Here is a 24,378-nt window from a genome sequence, read left to right on the forward strand (position 1 = left end):
CTCCAGCGAGTCGACAGGTTGTGGTCTAAGTGGCTGCATTATCTAAAGAACTGAACTCAGCGTGCTTGTGCATCAGATAGGACTCAGTCATTCCCGATAGCACATCGCACAGCAGTTGACAACGTGCGTACGCCGAGCCGCCAGCGGCACTATAGACTCTTCTATAGTTCTCCGATATCTCGCCGAAGACGAACCGTTCGAATGGGCTGTTCGGGTCGTTACCGCGCAGAATCGCGCGCCAAAGCGTATCCATCATGCTCTTGATGTACCGGTTGCCTTTCAGTTCGAGACGCAGCACCTCCCTGTGCTGAAATCCGTGGCGACGCGCAAATTCCTTGGCGGCTTTACAAAGCTGTGTGCAAGGCGAGTTCTTGATCAGCTCGAAACCAGGCCCGATGGTCCCTGCCATCATCTTGCCGATGTTGTCGACGAAAGTTTCCGTCGCTGCCTGAACCATTTCATGGATCGCTTTCACGCGGAACATCTGCATGGACATATCATTCAGCTCGCGCGAGCTGAGTTGCTCCAGCTTGAACTGTTTGTTCTTCGCTTGCGAAAACTCGACGACATTCCCTATTGCCCGGTCGCCGCCACCGAATGATTGCAGGAAATCCATCAGATCGTAGAAGGAGGCGTAGCCTTTCTTGACCGTGTCCTCGGCATCGATGACCGAATAGGCGATGTCATCACAAGCTTCCATGACGTACGCGAGCGGATGTCTTATTCCGGGCGCCAGGCCAGTCTGGTGCCACACCTCTTCGACAATCTGCCCCTCGCTTTGGAAAATCCCGTACTTCTTGAACCCTCCTTTATCCGATGAACCATAGATGCTGGGGTATTTGACGAGGGCGGCTAGTGTTCCCAACGTCAGGTTCAAGCCGAACTTATCATTGAGCAGTTGTAGTCGGGTGAGCAGTCTGAAGGTTTGTGCGTTGCCATCGAACTCCAGAAAATCGATCGGGACATCGGCGCCTGCCTTACCTTCTTGGAACCACTGCTGAATCGCTATCTCTCCCTGATGGCCGAAGGGTGGATTGCCAAGGTCATGAGCTAAACCGACCGCCGCCAGCATGGAGGGGACATTTCGCTTGACCTGCAACATTTCATGGTCCGGACCGAACACTGCGTCGGCGTGTTCGAAGGCCAGACGGACACCGATACTGCGAGCCAGATTGCTTACTTCATGAGAATGGGTCAGCCGTGTGCGGACAGAATCGTTGACCTCCATCGGGAACACTTGAGTCTTGTCGGCTAGCCGCCGTGTCGGAGTCGCAAAGAGAATGCGATCGTAATCTCGCTCGCACTCCGTTCTGCCGCCTCGAGTGCCCGTCGATTCCGCGGGTCCATGGAGATCCTTTCGGCGAACGTTGTTCAGCAGTTTTTCCCAGGTCAGCACGGAGGACTCCCTAAGTTGCTCGGTTAAGCACGGTCCTGCTGAACTAAGATCGAATGGGCAGGCGATATGATCCCTTTCTTGCTATTGCTGTCGAACGCACAATCCGCGGGGAAACGCGCGGCCTCAAGTTACGCGCGTTGCGCGCGGTGTTTTGGCGCGCGAAGAATTAGCGAGCGCTGACGGTCCACCCGTCAGCATCGCTGCGAACCTCCAGCGTCTCATCCCCTTTCAAGAACTCAGCCAACGACGCCGGATCCGTCGCATCGAACACGCCGTTGATCTTCCGCTCGCCCACGGAGGGATCTTCAATGCGAATTGCACGAGGACTATATCGAGCGAACTCGGCAGCCGCTGCGGACAGTGGGGTGTCTTCGAAGATCAGCCGACGTTCGGTCCACGACGTTACTTTCTCTGTATCGCGTAAGGAGACGCGAATCGCTGGCTGGGCCTTGCCGACGATGAGTTGATCGCCGACCGCGAGTTCGAATTCACTCACGGCCTTGGCCGTCGCAGCCGCTGAACGCTCAGCGGCATCGCGTTGATTCACGCGAACGCGACCTTCCAACACAGTCACCACCGTTCGAGCGTCGTTCGCCTTGACGTTGAAGGCAGTGCCGACGGCGACGATGTCCGTCGCGCCAGTGCGTACTCGAAACGGCCGGTTGGGATCTTTGGAGACGCGGAAGATCGCCTCGCCTCCCAACAACTCAATCGCGCGCAGGTGAGCTTCGAAGTGGGCGCGTAAGCGTGACTGACTGTTGAGCTCAACCACCGATCCATCTTCCAGCGTAATAGACCGCTGCTCGCCCACCGCCGTCACATACTCCGGGGCGAACCACCGTTCGATCTGCGAACGCCCCGCAATCAGCCCAGCCAAAACAAACACGCATGCCACCGCCGCCGCCATCGACCAGCGCAGCGCCTTGCGTTCAGGACGAGCGACGAAAACGGACGGCTGATCGAGTGGCGTGACATTTCCTTCGCCACTGACCTTGGCCGCCGCAACGAGAGAGGCCACTTCCATCTCCGGCCACAAGTCGCGCTGACTCATGCGCCCCGTGAGGCGACTCAGTCGCAAGAACTCATCCACGTGCTGACCCGACGCGCGCAGCCAAACGAAAAACTGCCTCCGCTCGGCCTCGGTGCAGTGCTCGTCCGACAGCACCGACAGCCAATGCGCGGCGCACTGCCGGGCGTGCGTCGTGGCTGGGTCTGAGGTGGTGTCTTGATCGGGGTGCATGGGTCAATCGAACTCGATGGTTGCGCGGAGCTGCGCGTAACCGGTAGTCAACATTCTTCGCACCATCCGGGGCGTCACACCCAAATGGCTGGCAATCTCGTCGTGAGACATGTCCTCACGCAGCTTCAGGTACACGACCGCTCGCACCATCGGTGTCATGGTCTGCAGGGCCGCGTCGAGCTGGGACTTGAATTGGGCGTCGTCGAGCAGCGATTCCGGGGTGGCGGTTGAGACCAGGGTGTCCAGCTCGGCGTCGCTATGAGGCCGGGCGTGGACCGCGCGCATGCGCCATTCCTGCGCGACGTTGCTGGCGACCCGGTACAGGTAGGCCTGCGGTTCCTTGATGTGCTCGATCTGTTCGACCCGGAGCAGGCGGATGTAGACCTCCTGGGCCAGGTCTTCCGGGTCGATGCGGCCGGGCAGCCGACGGCGCAGATAGCGCGTCAGGCCCGCGTTCCAATGGCGGGCCCACTCGGCGATGCGTTGGCTGCGGCCGGAGGACATGGCGACGCGACGTTTCCCGGATGGCTTCTGAGGGGTTCAGGGGCTATGAGGGGGCGAGGGCCGAAACCTGCCCGGGAGCATAAGATTTATCGCATGGGCGTGCTATTTCCGAGGACGGTCGCGGCGTACCTTGGACCCATCGAAACCAAGGAGCCAACCATGCAGAACATCCGACGCAGTAACGAACGCGGCTACGCCGATCACGGCTGGCTGAAGTCGTTCCACACGTTCTCCTTTGCCGACTATTACGACCCGCGGCACGTCGAATTCGGCGCCCTGCGCGTGATCAACGAGGATCGCGTCGCTGCCGGCGCGGGCTTCGGGACGCACGGGCATCGGGACATGGAAATCATCAGCTACGTGCTGGACGGCGAGCTGGCGCATAAGGACTCGATGGGCACGGGCGAGACCATTCGCCCCGGCGATGTTCAGCGCATGAGCGCGGGGCGGGGCGTGACTCACAGTGAGTTCAATCCGTCGCAGGAGAAGCCGGTGCATTTCCTGCAGATCTGGATTCAGCCGAATCAGCGCGGCGTGCAGCCGAGCTACGAGCAGAAGCACTTTCCGGCCGAGGACAAGCGCGGCAAGTTGCGACTGATTGCTTCGCCGGATGGTGCGAACGGCTCGGTCAGCATCCACCAGGATGCGAAGGTGTACGCCGGCTTGTTCGACGGTGAGGAGCAGGTGGAGTTGCCGATCGCGGCCGATCGTCAGGTGTATTTGCACGTGGCGCGCGGCACGGTGACGGCGAATGGCAACGTGCTCAATGCCGGCGATGCGCTGTCGCTGACGGACACATCGGCGTTGTCGCTGACTCATGGTCACGGCGCTGAAGTGATAGTGTTCGATCTGCAGCGAGTTCCTGGAGTGCGGCAGTGACGATTGAGTTGGTGATTCCTTCCCGGCGCAAGGACCTGGGCGGCTTCGAAGTCGGCCGGGTCCTGCCCTGGACGAAGCGGCGCATGGTCGGACCGTTCATCTTTTTCGACCACATGGGGCCGGTGAACTTTCCGCCCCAGGTGCCGCGCAAGACCGATGTGAGGCCGCATCCTCACATCGGCCTTTCCACCATCACGTATCTGTACGAAGGCGAGATCGTGCATCGGGACAGCGTCGGGTTTCATCAGACCATCCGGCCCGGTGAAGTGAACTGGATGACGGCCGGTCGCGGCATCAGTCATTCGGAGCGCTTCGATAGCATTCGTGACACCGGCGGTGCGTTGAACGGCATTCAAGCGTGGGTGGCGTTGCCGGAGGCGGCGGAGGAAACGTCGCCGAGCTTCGTGCATTTCGACGCGGGTCAGTTGCCGTCGCATGCGGAGCAGGGCTTGAGCGTCAAGGTCATCGCCGGGTCGGCGTATGGCATGACCAGTCCGGTGCAGACGCATTCGCCGTTGTTCTATGTGCATCTCGAGTTGGATGCGGGGCGGACGACGGATGTGTGCGGTGGGTATAGCGAGCGGGCGGTTTATATCGCCAAGGGGTCCGTTCGTCTCAACGGTGAGCGATATGAGACCGGGCAGATGGCGGTGGTGTCGCCCGGTGCGATGCCTTCGATTACGGCTGTTGAGCCGTCGATTGTGATGTTGCTCGGGGGCGAGGCGGTGGGTCCACGGAATATCTGGTGGAATTTCGTGTCGTCGAGCAAGGAGCGGATTGAGCAGGCGAAGGCGGATTGGAAGGCTGGGCGGATTCAGCTGCCGGTCGATGATGATAAGGAGTTCATTCCTTTGCCGGAGGATCCTCCGCCTGCGGCTCAGCCGATGTAGGTTCGGAGTACGGTGGTTCGCATCGCTTGGGGGAGGGATGTCCTTCCCCAGGCGCTGCCGCGATGTGAGTGGTGCGTTGAGAGGTAAGACAAGACGCGAGGCAAGCCGCCCAACGTCGGGGTGCGTTGAGAGGCGGGGCAGGCATTGCTCACCATCTTCGCGCCTTCTGAGGCGCAAGAAGGCGAGCTTTAATTTGGGACGGCGATCAAGGCGGCGACGGAGAGTTGCGGCTGGCCAACGTTGCCGAACGCAACCGAGCAGCGCAGGTTGTCTCGCACGACGCGGATCGACAGGTGTGGGAACACCTCGCGGCGGAGTTGTTTTACCAGCTCACAATCTCCCGACTCCAACTTGAGCGTCTTATCTCGCGACATGGAAACGGTTCTCCATTCGGCGGGAAAGCGAGCGATGTTCTCTGGCGTCGGCAGTGCTTCATTTCTCACCTTCGCGGCTAACTCTTCCGTGCTGGTGTGCTGAGTCACAGCGGCGACGTTGGCCTCCGTCGCCTCCACAGGCGATTCGAGCGTGATCTGCACGAACGCATCCGCCTGATCCGTACACCGTTGCATGACGATAGTGAGCCCGTCGCGGGCGCCAACGCTGCGGAGGATGGCTTCGAGGCGTCGCTGTAAGGTGCTGCACGAGTAAGCTGTGTTCGTGCCTTGATACGCGAACTCCAGCGACTGCTGCCGCCACACCGCAGTGACGTAATCGGGCGCAGCCGGCGCCGCGGCACCGGTTAACAGCAGCGCGATTCCAGCGACGATCAAGGTAGCTCGTTGAAGCACTCACCACTCCATTGCCGCTCGCCTTAACTCTGACTCCGAACTCTGAGTCCGAACTCTGAGTCCGAACTCTGAGTCCGAACTCTGACTCCGAACTCTGAGTCCGTCTCGCGCGCCAAACGGATTTGATGCGGAAGCGGCTCAGAATCTGTACATCACCGCCGTATCGAATTGGAAGTACGAATCGTCCTCGACGATCGGGCTGTCCTTGGCATCGCCTTGCAGCTGGCCGGCGGCCGCGCCGGCGGCGACGATCCAGCGCGGGCTCAGGGCGTAGACGGCGTTGACGAACAGTCGGGCGTCGCCAATGCCGCTCTGGGCTTCATATGGGGATAACCCTGATCTTTGACTTTGTTGCGGGTCGATGCCGAAAAAACTTTCCGCGTATTCGTCGTCGATCCAGCGCGCCGCGATTCCGTAACTGAGCGAGAAGCGTTGCGTGATGTCGGCGCGACTTTGCAACGTCAGTTCGGCGACGGTGCCGTGGCCTTGATCTGCGATGTCGGTCGATATAGCCGCCGTTGCTGTCACCGGCCCGAGGTTGTATGCGCCCTTGAGTCGAGCGACGGCTGTTCGATCGACGTCGCCGAGGCCGCGAAGATGGGAGGAATCGGATTCGTCGCGCTGTGTGACATCGGGGGCGAGCGACAGTGTCAGGGAGCTGTGATCGCGACGGACGAGATATGCGCCCAGGCCGTCGGCGTTCAGAAACCAACGATCGCCGTAGGTGACATTGAAGGCCGGCAATGGCAGGACCTCGAGCGAGTCGCTGCCCGGGAAATCGGGGCGAGCGATGACGCCGGCGCCGGCGCTGACTTGCCAGGACTTGTCGTGAGCGTCGTCACGGCTCTCGGCGATGATGTTTCCGGCGTAACAGAGGCCGACGCCGCTGAAGATCAGCAGCGCATAGCGAACCAAATGCATGACGGTCTCCCGAGTAGGCGAGACCAGCATAGGGAACGAAACTTAGCGGACACTTAGTTCGCGCCGAACATGGCTCCACTGCGCGAGCATACTTGCGCAAGCGAACAGCTGGACGAGGGCGCGCGTGCGCGGCGCGCGTAGGTGGCGTTTTAGATCTCAGGTTGGCGCCTGCGTTTCGTCGGCCAGCTCAGACACGGGCGATGTTTGGCGGCTGCGTTTCATCGGCAAGCTCAGACACGGGCGATGTTCGACGGCTGGGTTTCGCCGGCCAGCTCAGGCACGGGCGATGTTCGGCGGCTGGGTTTCGTCGGCCAGCTCAGACACGGGCGATGTTCGGCGGCTGCGTTTCATCGGCAAGCTCCGGCGGGGCCGATGTTTCTTCCTGTTCAACAACAGCCGGCTTAGCACTCGGTTGCACGATCACCGTCGCCGCTTCGAATCGCATCTTCGCGACCAGTCCCGAGCCATCGACGCGATTCATCAACTCCAGTCCGCAGCGATTCCGATCCGCCGCATTCTTAGCGATAGCGAGGCCGAGCCCGCTGCCTTCCGTCTCCGCGCCTTCGATGCGGAAGAAACGATCGAACACTCGCGGCAGTAACTCCGCCGGAATGCCGGTGCCGTTGTCGGCGATCTCGACGGTCACGACGCCCGTGTCCCGATGCAAAGTCACATCGACGATGCCACCGGGTGGCGTGTAGCGCAGGGCGTTGTCGAGCAGGTTGTGAATCAGGCTTCGCAGCTCGTCTTCATTCGCATGCACGGTCGCATCGATATCCGCCGCGTAGCCGAGATCGATCTTGCGCTTATCCGCCAGCGCCATGAAATCCGCGATGCTCGACTTCAGCATCCCATCCAGCTGAATCGCGACCGGCGGATCGGTCGGCCGCGGCGACTCCTGTCGGGCCAAGCGCAACAGTTGTTCGACCAGGCGTTTGGTCCGAGCCAGGCCCGCTTCGAGCTGCGTCAGCTGCTCAGCCGACGAAGCATCCGGCATGCGAGATTTCAAATTCTCCAGCTGCAAGCTCATCGCCGTGATCGGCGTGCGCAGCTCGTGGGCGGCGTCTTGCACGAAGCGACGCTGTGCCATGAACGCATTCCGCAAGCGTGCGAGCAAAGTATTCACCGCCATCACCAGCGGCTTGATCTCACAAGGAGCATGCTCGACCGGCAGCTCCGTCAAACGGTGCTCGTCCTGCTGAGCCGCCGCGCGAGAAATCAACTCGAGCCGGCGCACGGCCGGTCGCATGCCGAACCAGAGGAAACAGCCTGAGATTGGAATCATCAGCAGCACCGGCAAGGCCACCTGGAAGGCCTGCGACTTCACCAGGTGCCGACGGAACTGCAGGCTCTGCGCGCTCTGCACGGTGCGATCGGGAGATTGCAGGGTGTAAACGCGCCAGCGCGATTCGCCGATGGTCACATCGTGGAAGCCCTGCGCAGTCTGACGCTTCAGATCGAGCTCGGGCCAGGAGGTGGCGACCAGGCGATTCGAGCGATCCCAGATCTGCACGAACATGTCGCCCTTCTCGACCACGTTGTGACGCGTGAGCGGGCGCAAGGCCGGTGCCGAGCCGGACGCGCCGGCGTGGGAATCGGCGAACAGGCGCAGCTGGTTGTCCATGAAGACGCTGACCATGTTGCCGTACACGTGGTAGGTAACGGTCGCCGCCACGATGGCCGCTACCACATACAGCGGCATCAGCCAGGTCATCAGTTGTTTGCGGAGCGAATCTTTGCTCATGATGCGTCCTTGCTGACGCGCCAGCCCAGGCCGCGCACGTTGCGGATCACATCGGCGCCGAGCTTGCGCCGGACGCCGTGAATCAGAACTTCGACAGCATTGCTGCTGACTTCTTCGCCCCAGCCATACAAGCGCTCTTCCAGCTGAGTGCGCGACAGGATCGCGCCGGGCCGTTCGAGCAGCGCATGCATGAGACGGAATTCTTTGGCGGAAAGCAGAATGGACGTGCCGGCGTGAGTGAGCTCGCGACTGGAAAGATCCAGTTGAGTCTCTGCGGTGCCAATCGTGGACTGCGCGTGTCCGCCGACGCGGCGGACGATGGCTCGCATGCGTGCCAGCAATTCGCGCATCTCGAAAGGCTTGATCAGATAATCGTCCGCGCCGACATCCAGTCCCTGGACCCGATCGTCGACGCCGTCCCGCGCGGTCAGCACCAGCATGGGCGTGCGATCGCCGTCCTGACGCGCACGGCGCAGGACTTCGAGGCCGGAGCGGCGGGGCAATCCCAGATCCAGCAGCACGGCCGCATAGCCGCCCTGAGACAGCGCGTCCTGCGCCAGCACGCCGTCCTTGACCCAATCGACGGTCAGGCCATTCTCGGTCAGTGCCTGTCTCAGGCTCTGACCGATCATGGTGTCGTCTTCAACCAGCAGGATACGCATGCGCCGCACGTTCGTGGACGAACGTGCGGCTGTCAAGATGCGCTTGAGTTACGCGGCTCGCGGCAGCAACTCGCCGATCGCGTTATGAGCCTGATTCAAGCTCTTTTCGCGAGACTCTTCGCCCAGACCGAGGCCTTCGGCGAACACGAAGCTCACATCGGTGATGCCGATGAAGCCGAGGAACTGCTTCAGGTACGGCGTCTGCGTATCGGCCGCGTCGGCGTAGAAGCCGCCGCGAGTGATGAACACATACGCTTTCTTACCCTTGAGCAATCCTTCCGGGCCGTTGGCGGTGTAACGGAACGTCACGCCGGCGCGGGCGATGTGATCGAAGTACGCACGCAGCGTCGACGGGACGCTGAAGTTGTACATCGGCACCGCGAACACGATGGTGTCGGCGTTCTTGATCTCCTCGATCAGCGCATCCGAATACTCAGCGTGCGTGCGCTGTTCATCCGTGCGGGCTTCGGGCTGCGACAGGAACGCCTGGAAGCGCTCGGCCGTCAGGTGCGGCACCGGATCGCTCGCGAGGTCGCGCGTGATCACGCGGCCATCGGGATGCTGAGCCTGCCAGTCCGCGACGAAGCGCTGGGCGAGGCGGGACGACTGGCCGTTGGCGCCGGCCAGGCTGGCGTTGATCTGTAGCAAAGTGCTCATGTGACCTCCGAACTAGCTTTGTTTTCAGTGGTCACTATTTAAGTATTGAGTGGATCGATAAAAAAGCTCAAGATTTCGACGTTATTCATCGAATGGATCGATAGATGGCCGAAAATACCTCCCCGATCATGCGGTTGCCCCACATCAGCATGGAGCAGTGGCGGTGCCTGATTGCCGTCGTGGAGGCGGGCGGATACGCCCGGGCGGCGGAGGTACTGCATAAGAGTCAGTCCTCCGTGACCTACGCCGTGCAGAAGCTCGAATCGACCTTGCAGGTGAAGGCGTTCGAGATTCAGGGCCGCAAAGCCAAGCTCACGCCGACCGGTGAGATGTTGTATCGGCGGGCGCGCTTACTTCTCGAAGAGGCAGATGCCATCGAGCGCGCGGCGAGTCGCGTGTCGGCCGGATGGGAAGCGGAGATCTCCATCGCGGTGGAGATTCTGTTTCCAACCTGGCTGATGTTTCAATGTCTGGAGCGGTTCGGCAAGGAGAGTCCGCAGACTCGGATCGAATGGTACGAGACGGTGCTCGACGGCACGCCCGAAGCCTTGCGGACTGGCAAGGCGGATCTTGCGATTACCGGCGTCGTTCCGCCAGGACTGCCCGCGGAGCACTTGATGACGGCGCGGGTCACCGCAGTCGCGAATCCGAATCACGAGCTGCATAAGCTCGGGCGCCCGGTGGAGTTTCGAGATCTAAGGAAACATCGTCATATCATCGTGCGTGACACCAGCGCCAAGCGCGACAAGAAAGCATTGACGCTCGATGTCGCGCGTCGCTGGACGGTGAGCAACATGGCCACGTCGATCGGCGCGGTGTCGCGTGGCTACGGATTCTCCTGGCTGGCTGAAGATAAGATTCGTACGGAGCTGCAGAACGGCGAGCTGAAGGCGCTGCCGATGCGCGATATGAATCAACGCACACAGCCGCTGTATCTGGCCTTTGCAGATCGTGCGGGCGCGGGGCCCGGCGCGTTGCGTCTGGCGGAGATCATCAAGGAAGAAGTGAAAAACGCCTGCCTGTCCGTGGGGCGGGAAGAGCGCGAGGCTAGATCTCGATGATGCCGCGACTGAGCGCGATCGTGACGGCATGAGTCCGATCGTTGGCCGACAGCTTGGCCAGGATGCTCTTCATGTGCGCCTTGACGGTCTCTTCGGAGATTCCCAGCGTCACGGCGATCTGTTTGTTCGCGCTGCCGACCGCCACGCGCTTTAGCACGGCGATCTCACGTTCGGTGAGCGAGTCGTCGGCGGCATGCTCGGCGATTTCAGTGGCGATCTCCGGCGGCACGCGCCGGCGGCCGGCATGCACGGCACGAATCGTTTCCAGCAGCTCCTTGCGAAGCATGCTCTTGAGCAGGTAACCCGCCGCGCCCGCCTTCAACGCGCGCAATGCCTGCACGTCACCTTTATAGGTGGTCAGCACGATGATGCGGGCATCGGGAAACTCGGCGCGAATCGCGTTGATCGCATCGACGCCGTTCACGTCCGGCATCTGCAGGTCCATCAGCGTCACATCGGGGCGATGCTGGCGGAAGCTGTCGATGGCCTGGCGACCGTTGGACGCTTCGCCGATCAACACCATGTCGGGCTGCGCTTCGATCACCGAAGCGACTCCTTCGCGCAGCAGTGGGTGATCGTCGACGGTCAGGATGCGGATTGGCTTGGCGGACTCACTCATCTCGGGGCGATCATAGCAGGGCCACCCCGGCTGCCCGCCGGACACTCATCTCCCTCGAAAGGGTGAGGCGGCCGTCCCTGGCTTCGGGCTTACCTCGGCGCGGCGGCGGGCTAGCATCGAAATAGTGCAAAAACTGTTTTCCATGTTCCCGGCGGGCCCGCCCGGCGTCGCATTGTTATTACTGCGACTGTGTCTGGGCGCGCTGCTGTTCGTCGATCAGACCGGGCGAATCGCCTGGCCGATGCCAGTGTGGCTGGCAATTGGCAGTGTGCTCGCGGCGGCCGCGGTCGCCGTGGGCATTCTGACGCCGCTGTTCGCATTGGTTTGCGGCGTGCTCGAGCTCGCCGCGTTGGCCGGCATGGCTGAGCTTGGCGCACCCTGGGAAGTCTTCAATCTCATCCTCGCGATCGCCGCCGCGTTGCTCGGGCCCGGCGCGTACTCCATCGACGCCTGGATGTTCGGCCGGCGCGTGGTGGTATTGCCGCCCGAGCGGTAGTCGTCACTTCCCCAATCGGGGGATGTCAGGCCCGCGGCCCTCGACGACGATGTCATTCGCTGTCAACGCCATGTTCGCCTGGAGAGGGCCAATGACTACTCAACTACAGATGCACGACACCATGCCGCCGCGTGCATGGACTCGTGTCGTCGCCGGGACGCCGCGGGGCCTGAGCCGACGCGCGCTCAATCGTGCTCACAGTTACATGGCCGAGAATCTGGGCGAGCGTTTCACGCTCGACGATCTGGCCCGGCAGGCGGGGGTGAGTCGGTTTCATTTCGCACGGTTGTTTCGTGTGAGTACCGGCGATAGTCCGATGGCGTATCTGCTCAAGTCCCGCATCGAGCGAGCCAAGCAGATGCTGTTACAGGACGATCGGCCGGTGTGCGAGATCGCGGCGGCGCTGGGCTTCTGTGATCAGAGTCACCTGACGCGCACGTTTCGGCGCATGACCGGACTCACTCCGCGAGAGTTCGCACGTCTGCATGCCGACGTCGATTGAGTGAGAGCAGTGCGGCAAGGGATTGCCGCTGACACGGCAAGGGAATTCCGCGAATGCGGGAAGGCTCCGCAGTAAGCGTTGCTTGCAAGTCGGTCTTAGGGGTGCATTCAGGGTTGGTCTTATCCACGATTTTCCCTTACCTAACGATAACTACTCCAACTGGTGAGTAACCCGATCAGCGACGAGCACTCGAGTGCTCGAGGGGCGCACCGGATCGAAAAAGAATTGGAGAGGTCATGAGTCAGTCGGTTGAGAAGAAGACGTCGGCGCAGCCGGGCGTGGACCGGAAGTCCGGCCGGGCGGTGTTCGACGAAGGTCGCACAGTGTGGGAGTGGCAGACAGCCACGGGTGTGTTTGAGCGTCATGTGACCGAGGAGCAGCTTGCTCGTCTCGAGCATGCGGGCCTGCAATTGGTGGAACAGGCGCACGAAGGCCGCGCGATTTACGGCGAGACCGGCAGCCAGACGGCGTACAACGCTCGCAAGCAAGTGTTCGTGGGCCGTCCCGCGCCCGTCGTTCGGTCGACTGCGACCGGCTCGTTTCGTCAGTTCTTCCGTCGACTGTTGCCGTCGACCTGATCGTTATCGATAGCTGGCCCGAAGCTCGTGGGTTGCTTCGGGCGAGACCCCGATCCGGTCTTCGTTGTCCCAGAGAAAGCGATAGTAGGCAATGCGTCGCGCATCGGGCTCGATGTCGTAGGCGCGGAAGAATTCCTGCTCCCAGTCGGGGCCGTAGTTGTAGTCGAGATTCACGCTCGCGACCGCCAGGTCGGCCCAGCGATCGGCGCGGCCCAGTGAGCCCAAGTCGACATGGCCGATGGGATTGCCGTCGGCACCGATGATGGTGTTCGGCGAGCAAGGATCGCCGTGACATACAACTAATCGGTCGATCGGCGGCACGCCCAGTTGATCCAAAGGAACGCGCCGGCCGGTGCGGATCTCCGGCGACCATTCGAACGGACATTCAGCGACCGGCAATGTTTCATGCAGGATGCGGAGTCCACGTCCGATGGCGCGTGCCGCGAGTAGAGGCTGCGAGATCCACGGCTCCATCACCGCGCCCGTGCCGGCCAACGCGGCTGTCACCAACCACTGCGCTTCTTCATTCGTGCCGTAGTCGAGCACGCGCGGAACATTGTGATAACGCACGGCCCATTCCAGCTTCTGTCGTTCTGGCTCCAGATCGAGACGGGTGGTGTGGGGATTCCATTTGATGAAACGCGCCCCGGCTCGATACGTCGTGCCGCCGCGCTCATTGGTCCACACGAGTTGCGGTTGCGCCCCGGCGGCTAGCTCCAGGACCTTGGATGGGATAGGGTCAGTCATCCACGAACGATAGCGGAGACCGGAAGGATGCGGCAGGCTCGTTCAGCAGATGTGCCAGCAATGCATCGCGTGCGCATGTCCGTGCTCGAGAATCGGCTGGTCTCGCGGCAGTTGTCTGAACAGGACTACGTCGTCGAGATCGAAGTCACTGGACGCGGCTGGGTGATCGAATCCGAAGGAAACATCGTTGCCTTCGCCGTCGGCAACAGCGCGACCGGCAGCATCTGGGCGCTGTTCGTCGAGCCGGGGCACGAAGGCAAAGGTTACGGCCGTCAATTGCATGACGTCATGATTGCGTGGCTCTGGGAACAGGGACACGATCGGTTGTGGCTGACCACCGGGCCAGGGACTCGCGCGGCACGTTTTTATGAAGCTGCCGGGTGGCGGCAGGTCAGCGCGAGCACCGATGGCGAATTGCGCTTCGAGCTGCAGCGGCCGGAATAGGATATGTGGCGCGCTTTGCTGGTCATCGCATGTTTCAGCGTGACGCCGGCAGTGGCGTTGGAATACACGTGTCTGCAATACGGCCCCATCGATATCGCGGGCAGGATCGTGCAACAGACTCACGCGGGGCCGCCGGATTACGAGAGTGTGACGAAGGGCGATGAGCCGCGGACGGTGTGGATTCTGCAGCTCGATGAGCGCATCTGTGTCGAGGCCAACAGGAGCTATCCGCGCGAGCCATTGCAGCTCGAGATCGAATTGGCGCTGACGCCGGAGCAGTACCGGCAGTATCGGGGCCTGCTTGGACAGAAGGTGAGGGTGACCGGTGAGCTCAAGCACGGCGGTGCCAATTACCAGAAGCGCCTCGTCATCGCGCCCGGCGAGATTGAAAAGACGCGGCTGACGCCATAACTACAGCCTCATTCCGGCACAATAAGCGCACGGCGATGCCAGTTCCCCAGCCGGGGCCGGGGCACAATTCGCGGGTGAGGTTGGATGGACACGCTGCTGCACATCATCGAGAGCTACGGCCTGTGGGTCGTGTTCTTTTGCGTGCTGCTGGATCAGGGCGGTCTGCCGTTTCCCTCGTATGCGCCAATGATCGTGACCGCCGCGCTCGCCACTGACAAACACGAATCGCTGCTGCCGGTGTTGCTGGTCGCGACGCTCGCGGCGTTGATCGCCGATCTCGCGTGGTTCGCGGGCGGGCGGCGCTTCGGGAATCAGCTGCTGCGATTGATGTGTCGTGTCTCGTTGTCGCCGGATTCGTGTGTCGGCATGACTCGGAACATTTATGCGAAGTGGGGCGCGCCGTCGTTGATTCTCGCCAAATACATTCCCGGGTTTGCCGCCGTGTCGACCACGCTGGCGGGCGAGTCGGGCACGAGCGTCCGGCGCTTCATTATTTATGACGGCATCGGTGCCGCGCTCTGGGCCGCCGGCGCGATCGCGTTGGGCGCGATGTTTCATGAGGCGGTCGAGGCGCTGCTGGATCAGCTCGAGCAGCTGGGCCACTTCGCCCTGCTGTTGCTGATCGTCGCGATCGTGCTGTTCGTGCTGTTCAAATGGTGGCAGCGTCAGCGCTTCACGGCGCAGATCCGCATGTCGCGCATTTCGGTCGACGAGTTGCTGTCGCTGCTCGACTCAGGATCGGCGGCGGTGATTCTGGATGTGCGCAGCCCCGAGCGTCGCGCGGCGTCCGGCTGGATTCCGGGCAGCATCAGCGTGCGCGATCTCTCCGAGCTGCAGTTGAAGCCCGGCGAGGAAGTCATCGTCTACTGCGATTGCCCGAACGACGCCTCAGCGGCGGTCGTGGCGCGAAAGCTCAGCGAGCTGGGCTTCAAGCGGGTCCGGCCGCTGGCGGGCGGCATCGAAGCGTGGCAGGCGAGCGGGCGGCCGGTAGACCGCCACGCCACCGACACGGCTACTGCCGCGTGAGCTTGCCGACAGTGACGCGGTTTTTATCGGCGGCGGCGTTGAATTCGGCCACGGACACGAAGCCGTCGCCATCGGTGTCGAGCTCGACGAACGTATCCGACAGCCAGCGATCGAAGCCGGCTTCGGAGCGGCTCAGGCGGTTATCGCCGTTGCGGTCCAGTGCGGTGAACGAATTCGCGGTCGAGGTTTTTTTCTGGGCGTCGTCGTCGGCCAATGCGCCGGTGGCAGCGAGCAGGCCCGTGGTGCCTGCGACGGCGGCCAGAATAAGTTTTTGTATTACAAAGTGTCTCATGGTCTCGTTATCTCCGCGCCGATCCGCTCGGGCGGCGCGCGTATTGCAAATTATCCGCTCTGAATACTCCCTGAATGTTGCAGACGTCATCGATCCTGCACATAGAGCGTCGCTGTTGGAGCGGCCGGGAGCGAGCGGGTACGATGCTGAATCGGTTCAGTTCCCAGCTCGATTTTCGTGAGGAGAATCTGTATGGCCAAAGAAAGTTCCAAGAAAAATGGCGGCAAGAGCGCCGAGGTCGCCATCGACATCGGCATCGGCGGCAAGGATCGCGAGAAGATTGCCAACGGTCTGTCCAAGGTGCTGGCCGATACCTACTCGCTGTATTTGAAGACTCACAATTTCCATTGGAACGTCGAAGGCCCGATGTTCAACACGCTGCACCTGATGTTCATGGAGCAGTACACCGAGCTGTGGAACGCGCTCGATGCAGTGGCCGAGCGCATTCGTTCGCTAGGCTACCCCGCGCCGGGCACCTATAGCGAGTTCGCGCGCCTCACTTCCATCGAGGAAACCGAAGGTGTGCCGGAAGCCCTGGAGATGGTGCGCCTGTTGGTGGCCGGGCATGAAGCTGTCGCTCGGACCGCACGCTCGACTTTCCCGGCAGCGGAGAAAGGCGGCGACGAGTCGACCGCGGATCTGCTGACCCAGCGTCTGCAGGTTCACGAAAAGACGGCGTGGATGTTGCGCAGTCTGTTGAAGTGATTTGAGTCTGAGTGGCGCGCCCGCTGGCCGTCAGCGGGCGGCGCCCAGTAGCGCTTCGACCGCGCTCTGCGCGTCGTCATCCAGTTCCTGGAAGCGCAGCGAGATCCGGAATCCGTCCATTCCCACACAGGTACAGCAGACCACGCTGGTCCGCGCCTGCAACCGCACCGGATTACCACTCACAAAGGCATCCACCCGCACCAGCGCGGTCTCGCCTTCCCGCAGGGTGCGCTCCATCAGCAACCCCACGCCGCTGTTGGAGATCTGAATCGCTTTGGCGCTCAGAACGGTGGTATGGCCCAGGCGCACGCTGGCCGGCCAGCGCATGGCCTTGACGCGGGTGGCCCCGGCGTCGGAAGAGGGCCCGTGTGAGCTGAAAAAAGACTCCATGTCGGCCGTGTTCTTGGTTGCGGTATTCCGGTAGTGGCTTACTTCACCGGTCGATTCGGGGGAAATCGTAGCCTATTCGTGGGGAGAACGGCCGTCTGACCCGGTCGGAGGCGTTGGGAATTGTGAACCGGCTCTCGTGCTGGGCAGGACGCCCGAATGCCGGGGTCGCAGGGATGCGAAGGACCGGCCCGGCCCATGCGATGAATGAGTCGGGGGCGGGGTGAACGGAAACGGCGCTGCGGGTTACTATGGGTAACTCCGGTTTACTGCCATGACTTCGAATCCCAAAGACAGCACCGCCCAGCCCACCGTCGAGGCGCCCGCCTCGGGGGCGGGTGTCGTCAATCGTCACGAGCGGGTGCTCGACGAGGCCGCCCGACAATTGAATCAAAAGGGCGTGCTGCTCACCTCGCTGGCCGAAATCGCCGCGAAACTGGGTGTCACGCGCGGGGCGATGTATCACTACGTCGCCGATCGCGAGGATCTGGTATTCCAGTGTTATCGCCGGGCGGCCGAGATCATCGCGCGACATCTGCGGGAGGCCGAGCGCGTTGGCGGCACCTCGGCGGACGTACTAGTCGATTTCATCAGCCGCATGCTCGATCCCAAAGAGCCCGAGATCGCGGCCCGCGCCGAAATCGCGATGATGAATCAGACCCAGCGCGACACCATCCAGGGTCTGTATGACGGGTTGACCGCCCGCCTGGCGCATTTGCTGGAGACCGGGCATCGCGAAGGCGTGCTGAGATCCTGCGATATCGAGGTCAATGCGCGAGTCATTCTCAGTCTCGTGACCTGGGCGCCGCTGGCGCGACCCTGGGCGCACGCGGTCGGGCCGATGGGCGCGGAACGGTTGCGGTCCGCGGTGATGGCGACTGTGCTCGAAGGATTCTCGACCAGCGCGAACCTGCCGGCCTACGAGCCGTTGGATCTTTCCAAGCTCGCGCCTCAAGTGGTGAGCGCCTTCGATCGGGACGCGGCGCTCGAAGCCAAGCGCGAAGCCTTGTTACGAGCAGCGTCGCGGGCCTTCAATCGCAAAGGCATTGATGCCACGTCGCTCGAAGAAATCGCCGCGCAGCTCGGCACGACCAAGCGCACGTTTCATCATCACATCGGCAGCAAGCAGGAAGTGGTGTCGGCGTGCTACGAGCGCGCCTTCCGCATCTTTCTGTTTATCAAAGATCGCATGCTCGAATATTCGGGCACGCGCATGGAAGCGCTGTCGGCGTCGATGGACGCGCTGGCCCGCGCCTATCCCAATGAAGACCTGAACCCGTTGTCGCCGCTGGTCGGCCACGGCGCGTTGTCGCCGGAAGGTCAGGCGAAATTCGCGGTGCGCTCCGATCAGCTCGGCGACGCGTATCACGAGCTGATCCGTCACGGCATGCGCGAAACCAGCATCAAGGACGTGGACGTGCATGCGCGGGCGCTGATGTTGCCCGGCCTGCTCAGCTGGCTGGTCAAGGACGACGTGCCCACCGATCCGACCCAACAGCAACACATCGCCCGCGAGATCGCCAATCTGGTGGCCGTGGGACTTAGAGCCCGTTCATGAAAATCATCTATAGCGACCGTCACCGACTGCATGCCGGTGACAAGGAAATGTATCGCGGTCAACTCGTGCCGTGCTTCGAAAAGCCGGAGCGTGCCGACTTCGTTTATGACGCCGTGAAGGCGCGCAACTTCGGCGCGATCCTGGAGCCGAAGGAATTTCCGGTGTCGCTGATCGAGCGCGTGCATGCGTCCCGCTACATTCGTTTTCTCGAAAAGGCCTGGGATCTGTGGAGCGCTCAGGGCTACACGAACGATGCGCTGCCGGCGGTGTGGCCAGTGCGCGGCCATCGTACTGACATCGAGCCCGATCACTTCGCGGGCAAATTCGGTTTGTATTCTTACGACAGCGGCACGCCGCTGACGGCGGGCACCTGGGCAGCGGCAAAGACCGGTGCGGACATCGCGCTGACGGCTCAGCAGATCGTCGCGGGTGGCGAGCGCGCCGCTTTCGCGTTGTCGCGTCCGCCCGGGCATCACGCCGGCGCGGATTTCTTCGGCGGCTACTGCTTTATCAATAACGCCGCGGTCGCCGCTCAGGCGTTTCGTGACAACGGCGCCAAGCGCGTCGTCGTGCTGGACGTGGACTATCACCACGGCAATGGCACGCAGAACATCTTCTACGATCGCAGCGACGTGATGTTTCTTTCCATTCACGGCGATCCGCGCACCGAATATCCGTTCTTCCTCGGCCATGCCGACGAAACGGGCAGCGGCGAGGGTGTCGGTTACAACAAGAACTATCCGTTGCCGGCCGGTAGCAGCAATGCGTTGTGGTTCGATGCGCTGGGCGATGCGGTCCGTCGCATCAATGAGTTCAAGCCCGACGCGTTGGTGATCTCACTCGGCGTCGATACTTTCGCCGACGATCCGATCTCCAAGTTCCAGCTGCGCGAGCCGGAGTATTTGAAGCTCGGTGCGCAGATCGCGGCGCTCGGGCTGCCGACCGTATTCATTCTCGAAGGTGGCTACGCGGTGGCCGAGATCGGCCACAACGTCGCGCATGTCCTGCGGGGATTCGAAGACGCCGTGTGATCGGCGAGCTAGGTTTGCTCGCCCAGCGTAAACATGAACTGGGCGCCGGTATTGCCATCGCTAGTCGCCCAGATCTCGCCGCCGTGACGTTGAATGATGCGTTGAACGGTGGCTAAGCCGATGCCCACGCCCGGGAACTGCCGGGCGTCGTGCAGCCGGGTGAACGGCTTGAACAACCGGTCGGCCTGATTCGGATTGAAGCCCGCGCCGTTGTCCTGCACCCGATAGACGATGCCGTCGGCGCTGTCCCGATAAGAGCTCAGCTCGATGCGGCTGCGCTCGCGCTTGGAGCTGTATTTCCAGGCGTTCGACAACAAATTCTCCAGCACCACGCTCATCAGGCCGGCATCGGCCGTTGCCACCAGGCCGGGCTCGATGCAGATCTCGACGTCCCGTTGCGGCTCGGCGTTGCGCAGGCGGGTCACGATCTTGTTCGCGATCTCGCTGAGATCGGTCTGCTGCAGATACAGCTCGGTGCGAGTGATGTGCGAGAGTCGCAGCAGGTCGTCGATGAGCGAGCCCATGCGAGTGGTGGAGTCGCGCAGTCGCACGACCGATGCTGCCGGCAGCACGCCGGCATGCTCGCGAGCCATGTCCAGCTCGGCATTCATGATCCGCAGCGGCGCACGCAGATCGTGCGACACCGCCGATGAAAACGCCTCGAGTTCTTGATTCACTGTTTGCAGCTCGCGGGTGCGCTCGCGGACCTGACGTTCGAGGTTTTGATAGACCTCGACGTTTTCCATCGCCACCGCGGTGGTGTTCGCCAGCGCTTCCAACAACATCAGTTCCTGAGGCGTGCACTCGTGATGGTTCGCCCAATAGTTGCCGATGGCGCCGATCGGTGCGTAGGAGCGGATCGGCACCATCGCCAGACTGTGCACGAAGGTCGGCCGATACGCCGCGTGCGGAATGCGCGAGTCCTTATAGATGTCGGGAATGACGGCGGACTGGCTGTTGAGCATCGCCCAGCCGCTGATGCAGGTCTCCAGCGGGAAGCGTTGTCCTTTCCAGAGCGGCGAGATCGCGTCTTCATCCACGTAGTAACAGAAGGGGCCGTCGCGCAAAACAAACGTCGCGCCGTCGCAGCCGGTGAGCTGGCGGGCCGCCTTGCGAACGATGTCGACGATGGCGTCGATCCCACGTGCCAGCGACAGCTTCTGCACGACATCCACCAGCAACATCATGGCCGCTTGCGGAGGTGCCACCACCGGTGCTGGCGATTTGATATTCCGGCGCAGGGCTGCACTGAGCTGCCAAAGATGATCCTTGAGCACATAGTCATTGGCGCCGGCCGCGAAGCTCGCCGCCACTTCTGCATCGAGCGCCGCGCCCGAACAAACGATCACCGGCACTTCGGGATAGCTGGCCTTGGCCTCGACGATGGCATCTTCGGCGCTGTAGCCCGGCAGGTTGTTATCGACCAGCACGACATCGAAGCCGCCGGCCTTCAAGGCCTCGGAGTACTCGCTGGGGCTACGGACTTGGATGAAGGCGGCCTGGATGCCTTGTCGCTGGATGCCGCGCTCAATGATGAGCGCATCGCTCGGGTTGTCCTCGAGATGCAGGATCTTCATCTAACCTTCTGTCCTCGCAGCCTCCAGATGGCCTTCCGGGGCTATGGTCCGCTCTAATAATCGAAATGCTATGCGCTGCGGACGCGTATCTTCACGCCGAGCGCGACTGCAGGCGTGTGCGCCCGGTCACGTTCGAAGCGTCGCTACGTATTTTCCCCGCGCCCGACAGCCTAGATTACCAAGCGTAAGGCGTCCCTACCTATGAGGATTTGCAGGAAAGGTGGATCGGCTTCGCGCCCGGGCGCGATCAATATCGCCACAGCACTCCGGCCGAGGGCACCAGCGGCAGCCAGGAATTGAAATCGCGCTCGTAGCGGGTCGAGCCGTCGGCGTTCTGCCGGGCTTTGTACTCGACACAGCAAGGATTCTCCCGCGACGTCGCGTTGGTGAATTCGACGAATACATCCAGCGCGCCCCGAGGCATCAGGAAGGTTCGGGTCAGCCGCATATCCAGCGAATTGAAATCTTTCAGGCGGCTGCGATTGCGCGCCGAGACGTCAACGATCGGCACGCCGGTCACCGGATCGATGGGCAGCACCGTGGTCGGCCAGCCGCTGTGGTAGCTGTCGATGAGCGTGGCGGTCCACGGCCCGCTCGCCCAGGTCACGCCAAGATTCACGGCATGTCGTTGATCCCAGCTGCGTGGCACGTCCTCGTTACCGATTCGATCCGTGACCTGTGACCACGTGTAACTGAGGAAGCCGCTCCAGGGACCGCGAGGCCTCATCTGCATCAGCACTTCGATGCCTTCGGCCCGCGCGCTGTGCGCGTCGACCACGACGCGATCGAACTCCGCTTCTGGAAACAGGACCAGCGGATCGAGCATGTTCTCGAAGCGCGGGTGAATGCGCCGATAATATTTACGGTACGCCTCGACCCGCATGTTGAAGCCTTCGTCGAACGCGTGCTCCAGGCTCAGGATGGCGTGATCGGCATGCTGAGCGGGATAGAACTGCGAGATGCCGTCCTCGACCTGCAGCTCGTTGATGCCTTGGGATTGGAAGAAACGTCCCCAGCCGGCGCGCAGCCTGGTGTCCGGCGCTAACGAATACATCACACTCAGGCGCGGGCTCAATTGCTCGCCATCGTCGGTGCCGTCGTAAGTCTGCACGTCGACGCGCAGGCCGGCCTCGACCGTCCAGCGCTGGGCGAGCGTCGTTCTCATGTCCCAATACGCCGAGTTTTCATAACCCTCCGGCGCCGGCGAGACCCGACGCGTGGTCACCGAGCCCGGCGACCCTGGAAAGGGATAATCGGGGAACACCGTCAGATCGAGCGCGTAATCGTAGTCACCCCACAGCTTGCGAACCTCGCCGCCGAACCGATGCGTGATGGCGCCGACGTCCCAACTGTTCTCCAAGCGGAGCCCGGCGACATGAAATGACCGGTCGTCTTTGACCTGGCCGGTGCGCTGACCCGGTTGATCGACGTAGCCGCGGCGCTCGTTGACCAGGTCGGTGAACGAGCCGATCAAGCGGCTCGACGCGTGCGATGACCAGTTGTGGTCGAGTGTGAGCCAGCCATAGACGTTGCGATACTTGGCGCGAGCCTGCTGCGTGCCTTCCTCGCGCTTGGCGACGATTTGATCGCCGGACACGAGCGCGTCGAAAGAAATGCGAGTGTCGTCGTTCAAGGCATATTCCACGCGGGCGAAGCCGTCCGAATAGTCGGGCTTGCCAAAATCCTCTTCCGCGAATTGCGCGAGCTCGCCGAGATTGCCGCGACGAGCGGACACCAACGCTTGACCGCGGCCGCCGGCGAAAGGGGTCGCGGCCAGTGCACTCGTATTGAAGAAGCTGATGCCGGCTTCGTAATAACGCTCGGTCGGGCGAATGGTATGGGCATCGATGATGGCGCTCATGCGGTCGCCATACGGCGCCGGAAAGCCGCCCGAATAGAACTCGATGCCGTCGATCAGCCGGGAGTCCAGCAGACTGATGGGGCTGTAAAAGTTCTTGAGATGAAACGGCTCATACAGTCGCAGGCCGTTCAGCAGAATGGCCGTCTCGTTCGGCTCGCCGCCGCGAATCGGACCGAGGCTCGAGACGCCGTTGGTCGCCGTGCCCGGCAGGCGTTGCACGGCCCGCAATGTTTCATCGGCCAGGCGCGGCATCGCCTGCACTTCGTCCTGAGTCAGAAAATTCTTGGGCGCGATGCTCTCGGCCGCGGCCAGCACGTAACGGCTGGTTTGCACGACGACCTCTTCCAATTTCGCACTCTGCGGGGTCGGCGGTGAGGGCGGTCGTGGCGGTGGAGCATCGGTTGAATTGCGAACCACCGCATAAACGCGAGGTGCCGCTTCAGAAACCGTCAAGCCGTGTGCGGCCAGAATTTCGCGAGCCAGCTCCAGTCCGCGACTCGCATTCGGCTCGACCTGAACGCGCAGCGTGGTCGGGACGATCTGGTCGTTGTAGATGAAGATCAGGCCCTGGCTGCGCAGATCCTTGAGAACATCGCCGACGCTACGACCCTGCAGCTGTGCCACTGCGGTATGGCACATCAACAGTCCCGTCGACAGGCAGGCGAGGCGCCGCAGCGCTGACTTCATTGCTTTCCCACTGAGACGAGGCCGGATTCCATAGACGGGCCTTGAAAACGAACGTGTATACCGACAGCGAGACCGTCCACACCAGCATCGCACTCCACACATCATGCGATACGAAATGCGCGCCCCGTGCCTGTTGAGCGATGCCGAACACCAGGCCCATCAACAAGCCGGAGGCCAGGCCCAACCGCGCAACCCTGCGACTGCGCTCGCGAAACACGAAGTATAAGGCCAGCAGCGCATAACCGGAGCTGGCATGCGCGGCAGGAAAGCACTGGGCGTGACGTAGCGCTGCGGGGCGATGCTCGAACAGATGAATGAAGGGGAAAGCGCCGCCGAACTCGGTCAAATCGCGCGGGCAATCGACGTTGGTCAGGGTTTTCAGCAAGCCCACCAGTCCCACCGACAGCACCACCGAGACAAAAAAGTACAGCGAGGGCCTACGCAATACGTGCAACTGCGGTCGTGCCCAGGTCGCTGCCCACAGTGCCAACGCCAGCAACGCGACGATGCGCATGAACCACATGCCGCCGTGATGGATCAGCTCGTTGGCCCACCAGCTGCCGGCGCCGATCCAGCGCGACTGGACCTCGTCGAAGTACAGCGCATGCGCGATGGAAATATCGAGCGTCGTGGTGGCAAGCACGGCGGCGAGCAGTACGAACAGCACCAGCGGCGCACGCAGATGGCGCCAGTAAAACATTGCGTTTGACATGCG

At 62.1% G+C, this 24,378-nt stretch carries 27 protein-coding genes; 12 read left to right on the top strand and 15 right to left on the bottom strand.

What is annotated here, in order from left to right:
- Positions 1 to 25: 25 nt before the first annotated feature.
- The 3 genes from ACFPN2_RS17045 to ACFPN2_RS17055 all read right to left on the bottom strand — a co-directional run bounded on the left by ACFPN2_RS17045 (position 26) and on the right by ACFPN2_RS17055 (position 3,140).
- Positions 26 to 1,396: a deoxyguanosinetriphosphate triphosphohydrolase family protein gene (locus ACFPN2_RS17045; RefSeq protein WP_380598605.1), complete on the bottom strand. Its 1,371-nt coding sequence runs from the start codon at positions 1,394 to 1,396 to the stop codon at positions 26 to 28.
- A 166-nt stretch (positions 1,397 to 1,562) separates the two neighbouring features.
- Complete coding sequence (locus ACFPN2_RS17050; protein ID WP_380598606.1) at positions 1,563 to 2,636, bottom strand: FecR family protein; 1,074 nt, start codon at positions 2,634 to 2,636, stop codon at positions 1,563 to 1,565.
- Between the two features lie 3 nt (positions 2,637 to 2,639).
- On the bottom strand, positions 2,640 to 3,140 hold the full coding sequence (locus ACFPN2_RS17055; RefSeq protein ID WP_380598608.1) for an RNA polymerase sigma factor: 501 nt from the start codon (positions 3,138 to 3,140) through the stop codon (positions 2,640 to 2,642).
- A 159-nt stretch (positions 3,141 to 3,299) separates the two neighbouring features.
- Here ACFPN2_RS17055 and ACFPN2_RS17060 point away from each other — a divergent pair, with 159 nt between their 5' ends.
- Complete coding sequence (locus ACFPN2_RS17060) at positions 3,300 to 4,019, top strand: pirin family protein (RefSeq protein WP_380598610.1); 720 nt, start codon at positions 3,300 to 3,302, stop codon at positions 4,017 to 4,019.
- Positions 4,016 to 4,909: a pirin family protein gene (locus ACFPN2_RS17065; protein ID WP_380598612.1), complete on the top strand. Its 894-nt coding sequence runs from the start codon at positions 4,016 to 4,018 to the stop codon at positions 4,907 to 4,909. The genes ACFPN2_RS17060 and ACFPN2_RS17065 overlap by 4 nt, the downstream gene beginning before the upstream one ends.
- Before the next feature lie 188 nt (positions 4,910 to 5,097).
- On the opposite strand, the gene ACFPN2_RS17070 is transcribed toward ACFPN2_RS17065, so the two are convergent.
- The 5 genes from ACFPN2_RS17070 to ACFPN2_RS17090 form a co-directional block, all read right to left on the bottom strand.
- The gene (locus tag ACFPN2_RS17070; protein WP_380598614.1) at positions 5,098 to 5,697 is read right to left on the bottom strand and encodes a hypothetical protein; all 600 of its coding nucleotides are present in this window, start codon (positions 5,695 to 5,697) and stop codon (positions 5,098 to 5,100) included.
- Between the two features lie 138 nt (positions 5,698 to 5,835).
- Complete coding sequence (locus ACFPN2_RS17075) at positions 5,836 to 6,618, bottom strand: MipA/OmpV family protein (RefSeq protein ID WP_380598616.1); 783 nt, start codon at positions 6,616 to 6,618, stop codon at positions 5,836 to 5,838.
- Between the two features lie 316 nt (positions 6,619 to 6,934).
- The gene (locus ACFPN2_RS17080) at positions 6,935 to 8,362 is read right to left on the bottom strand and encodes an ATP-binding protein (protein WP_380598618.1); all 1,428 of its coding nucleotides are present in this window, start codon (positions 8,360 to 8,362) and stop codon (positions 6,935 to 6,937) included.
- Complete coding sequence (locus ACFPN2_RS17085) at positions 8,359 to 9,024, bottom strand: response regulator transcription factor (RefSeq protein WP_380598620.1); 666 nt, start codon at positions 9,022 to 9,024, stop codon at positions 8,359 to 8,361. The genes ACFPN2_RS17080 and ACFPN2_RS17085 overlap by 4 nt, the downstream gene beginning before the upstream one ends.
- A gap of 48 nt (positions 9,025 to 9,072) precedes the next feature.
- Entirely contained in the window at positions 9,073 to 9,681 is a 609-nt protein-coding gene (locus tag ACFPN2_RS17090) for an FMN-dependent NADH-azoreductase (RefSeq protein ID WP_380598622.1), read from the bottom strand.
- A 104-nt stretch (positions 9,682 to 9,785) separates the two neighbouring features.
- On the opposite strand from ACFPN2_RS17090, the gene ACFPN2_RS17095 reads away from it, so the two are divergent.
- Positions 9,786 to 10,742, top strand: coding sequence for a LysR family transcriptional regulator (locus ACFPN2_RS17095; RefSeq protein WP_380598624.1), 957 nt, complete (start codon positions 9,786 to 9,788; stop codon positions 10,740 to 10,742).
- Here the strand turns inward: ACFPN2_RS17095 and ACFPN2_RS17100 are convergent.
- Positions 10,729 to 11,361 carry a response regulator gene (locus ACFPN2_RS17100; RefSeq protein ID WP_380598626.1) on the bottom strand — a complete coding sequence of 211 codons (633 nt, stop codon included), beginning with the start codon at positions 11,359 to 11,361 and terminating at the stop codon, positions 10,729 to 10,731. The two genes, ACFPN2_RS17095 and ACFPN2_RS17100, sit on opposite strands and share 14 nt — an antisense overlap.
- A 124-nt stretch (positions 11,362 to 11,485) precedes the next feature.
- On the opposite strand from ACFPN2_RS17100, the gene ACFPN2_RS17105 reads away from it, so the two are divergent.
- The 3 genes from ACFPN2_RS17105 (at position 11,486) to ACFPN2_RS17115 (ending at position 12,937) form a co-directional block, all read left to right on the top strand.
- Positions 11,486 to 11,857 carry a hypothetical protein gene (locus ACFPN2_RS17105; protein WP_380598628.1) on the top strand — a complete coding sequence of 124 codons (372 nt, stop codon included), beginning with the start codon at positions 11,486 to 11,488 and terminating at the stop codon, positions 11,855 to 11,857.
- 91 nt (positions 11,858 to 11,948) lie between these two features.
- Entirely contained in the window at positions 11,949 to 12,359 is a 411-nt protein-coding gene (locus ACFPN2_RS17110; protein WP_380598630.1) for a helix-turn-helix domain-containing protein, read from the top strand.
- 236 nt (positions 12,360 to 12,595) lie between these two features.
- Entirely contained in the window at positions 12,596 to 12,937 is a 342-nt protein-coding gene (locus ACFPN2_RS17115; protein ID WP_380598632.1) for a hypothetical protein, read from the top strand.
- A 3-nt stretch (positions 12,938 to 12,940) separates the two neighbouring features.
- Here ACFPN2_RS17115 and ACFPN2_RS17120 read toward each other — a convergent pair whose 3' ends face one another.
- Positions 12,941 to 13,684: a phosphotransferase gene (locus tag ACFPN2_RS17120; protein WP_380598634.1), complete on the bottom strand. Its 744-nt coding sequence runs from the start codon at positions 13,682 to 13,684 to the stop codon at positions 12,941 to 12,943.
- A 60-nt stretch (positions 13,685 to 13,744) separates the two neighbouring features.
- Between ACFPN2_RS17120 and ACFPN2_RS17125 the strand changes: the two genes are divergently transcribed.
- From ACFPN2_RS17125 to ACFPN2_RS17135, 3 genes are all read left to right on the top strand, one after another.
- Entirely contained in the window at positions 13,745 to 14,128 is a 384-nt protein-coding gene (locus ACFPN2_RS17125; RefSeq protein WP_380598636.1) for a GNAT family N-acetyltransferase, read from the top strand.
- Between the two features lie 3 nt (positions 14,129 to 14,131).
- Positions 14,132 to 14,539, top strand: a complete 408-nt coding sequence (locus ACFPN2_RS17130; protein ID WP_380598638.1) for a DUF4431 domain-containing protein — start codon at positions 14,132 to 14,134, stop codon at positions 14,537 to 14,539.
- 84 nt (positions 14,540 to 14,623) lie between these two features.
- Complete coding sequence (locus ACFPN2_RS17135) at positions 14,624 to 15,565, top strand: rhodanese-like domain-containing protein (protein ID WP_380598640.1); 942 nt, start codon at positions 14,624 to 14,626, stop codon at positions 15,563 to 15,565.
- On the opposite strand, the gene ACFPN2_RS17140 is transcribed toward ACFPN2_RS17135, so the two are convergent.
- Positions 15,552 to 15,857: an EF-hand domain-containing protein gene (locus tag ACFPN2_RS17140; RefSeq protein WP_380598642.1), complete on the bottom strand. Its 306-nt coding sequence runs from the start codon at positions 15,855 to 15,857 to the stop codon at positions 15,552 to 15,554. The genes ACFPN2_RS17135 and ACFPN2_RS17140 overlap by 14 nt on opposite strands.
- A 192-nt stretch (positions 15,858 to 16,049) precedes the next feature.
- Between ACFPN2_RS17140 and ACFPN2_RS17145 the strand changes: the two genes are divergently transcribed.
- A complete protein-coding gene (locus ACFPN2_RS17145; protein ID WP_380598644.1) occupies positions 16,050 to 16,562 on the top strand; it encodes a Dps family protein in 513 nt (170 codons plus the stop codon).
- A gap of 30 nt (positions 16,563 to 16,592) precedes the next feature.
- On the opposite strand, the gene ACFPN2_RS17150 is transcribed toward ACFPN2_RS17145, so the two are convergent.
- Complete coding sequence (locus ACFPN2_RS17150) at positions 16,593 to 16,952, bottom strand: PilZ domain-containing protein (RefSeq protein ID WP_380598646.1); 360 nt, start codon at positions 16,950 to 16,952, stop codon at positions 16,593 to 16,595.
- A 271-nt stretch (positions 16,953 to 17,223) separates the two neighbouring features.
- Between ACFPN2_RS17150 and ACFPN2_RS17155 the strand changes: the two genes are divergently transcribed.
- Together ACFPN2_RS17155 and ACFPN2_RS17160 are read left to right on the top strand one after the other, a co-directional pair.
- Positions 17,224 to 18,507, top strand: coding sequence for a TetR/AcrR family transcriptional regulator (locus ACFPN2_RS17155; RefSeq protein ID WP_380598648.1), 1,284 nt, complete (start codon positions 17,224 to 17,226; stop codon positions 18,505 to 18,507).
- Positions 18,504 to 19,538 carry a histone deacetylase family protein gene (locus ACFPN2_RS17160; protein ID WP_380598650.1) on the top strand — a complete coding sequence of 345 codons (1,035 nt, stop codon included), beginning with the start codon at positions 18,504 to 18,506 and terminating at the stop codon, positions 19,536 to 19,538. The genes ACFPN2_RS17155 and ACFPN2_RS17160 overlap by 4 nt, the downstream gene beginning before the upstream one ends.
- A gap of 8 nt (positions 19,539 to 19,546) precedes the next feature.
- Here ACFPN2_RS17160 and ACFPN2_RS17165 read toward each other — a convergent pair whose 3' ends face one another.
- The 3 genes from ACFPN2_RS17165 to ACFPN2_RS17175 form a co-directional block, all read right to left on the bottom strand.
- Complete coding sequence (locus ACFPN2_RS17165) at positions 19,547 to 21,115, bottom strand: ATP-binding protein (protein WP_380598652.1); 1,569 nt, start codon at positions 21,113 to 21,115, stop codon at positions 19,547 to 19,549.
- A gap of 247 nt (positions 21,116 to 21,362) precedes the next feature.
- The gene (locus ACFPN2_RS17170; RefSeq protein WP_380598654.1) at positions 21,363 to 23,663 is read right to left on the bottom strand and encodes a TonB-dependent receptor plug domain-containing protein; all 2,301 of its coding nucleotides are present in this window, start codon (positions 23,661 to 23,663) and stop codon (positions 21,363 to 21,365) included.
- Positions 23,578 to 24,375 carry a phosphatase PAP2 family protein gene (locus ACFPN2_RS17175; protein ID WP_380598656.1) on the bottom strand — a complete coding sequence of 266 codons (798 nt, stop codon included), beginning with the start codon at positions 24,373 to 24,375 and terminating at the stop codon, positions 23,578 to 23,580. The genes ACFPN2_RS17170 and ACFPN2_RS17175 overlap by 86 nt, the downstream gene beginning before the upstream one ends.
- Positions 24,376 to 24,378 lie beyond the last annotated feature (3 nt).

It is taken from the genome of Steroidobacter flavus (assembly GCF_042651805.1).
GTDB lineage: Bacteria > Pseudomonadota > Gammaproteobacteria > Steroidobacterales > Steroidobacteraceae > Steroidobacter > Steroidobacter flavus.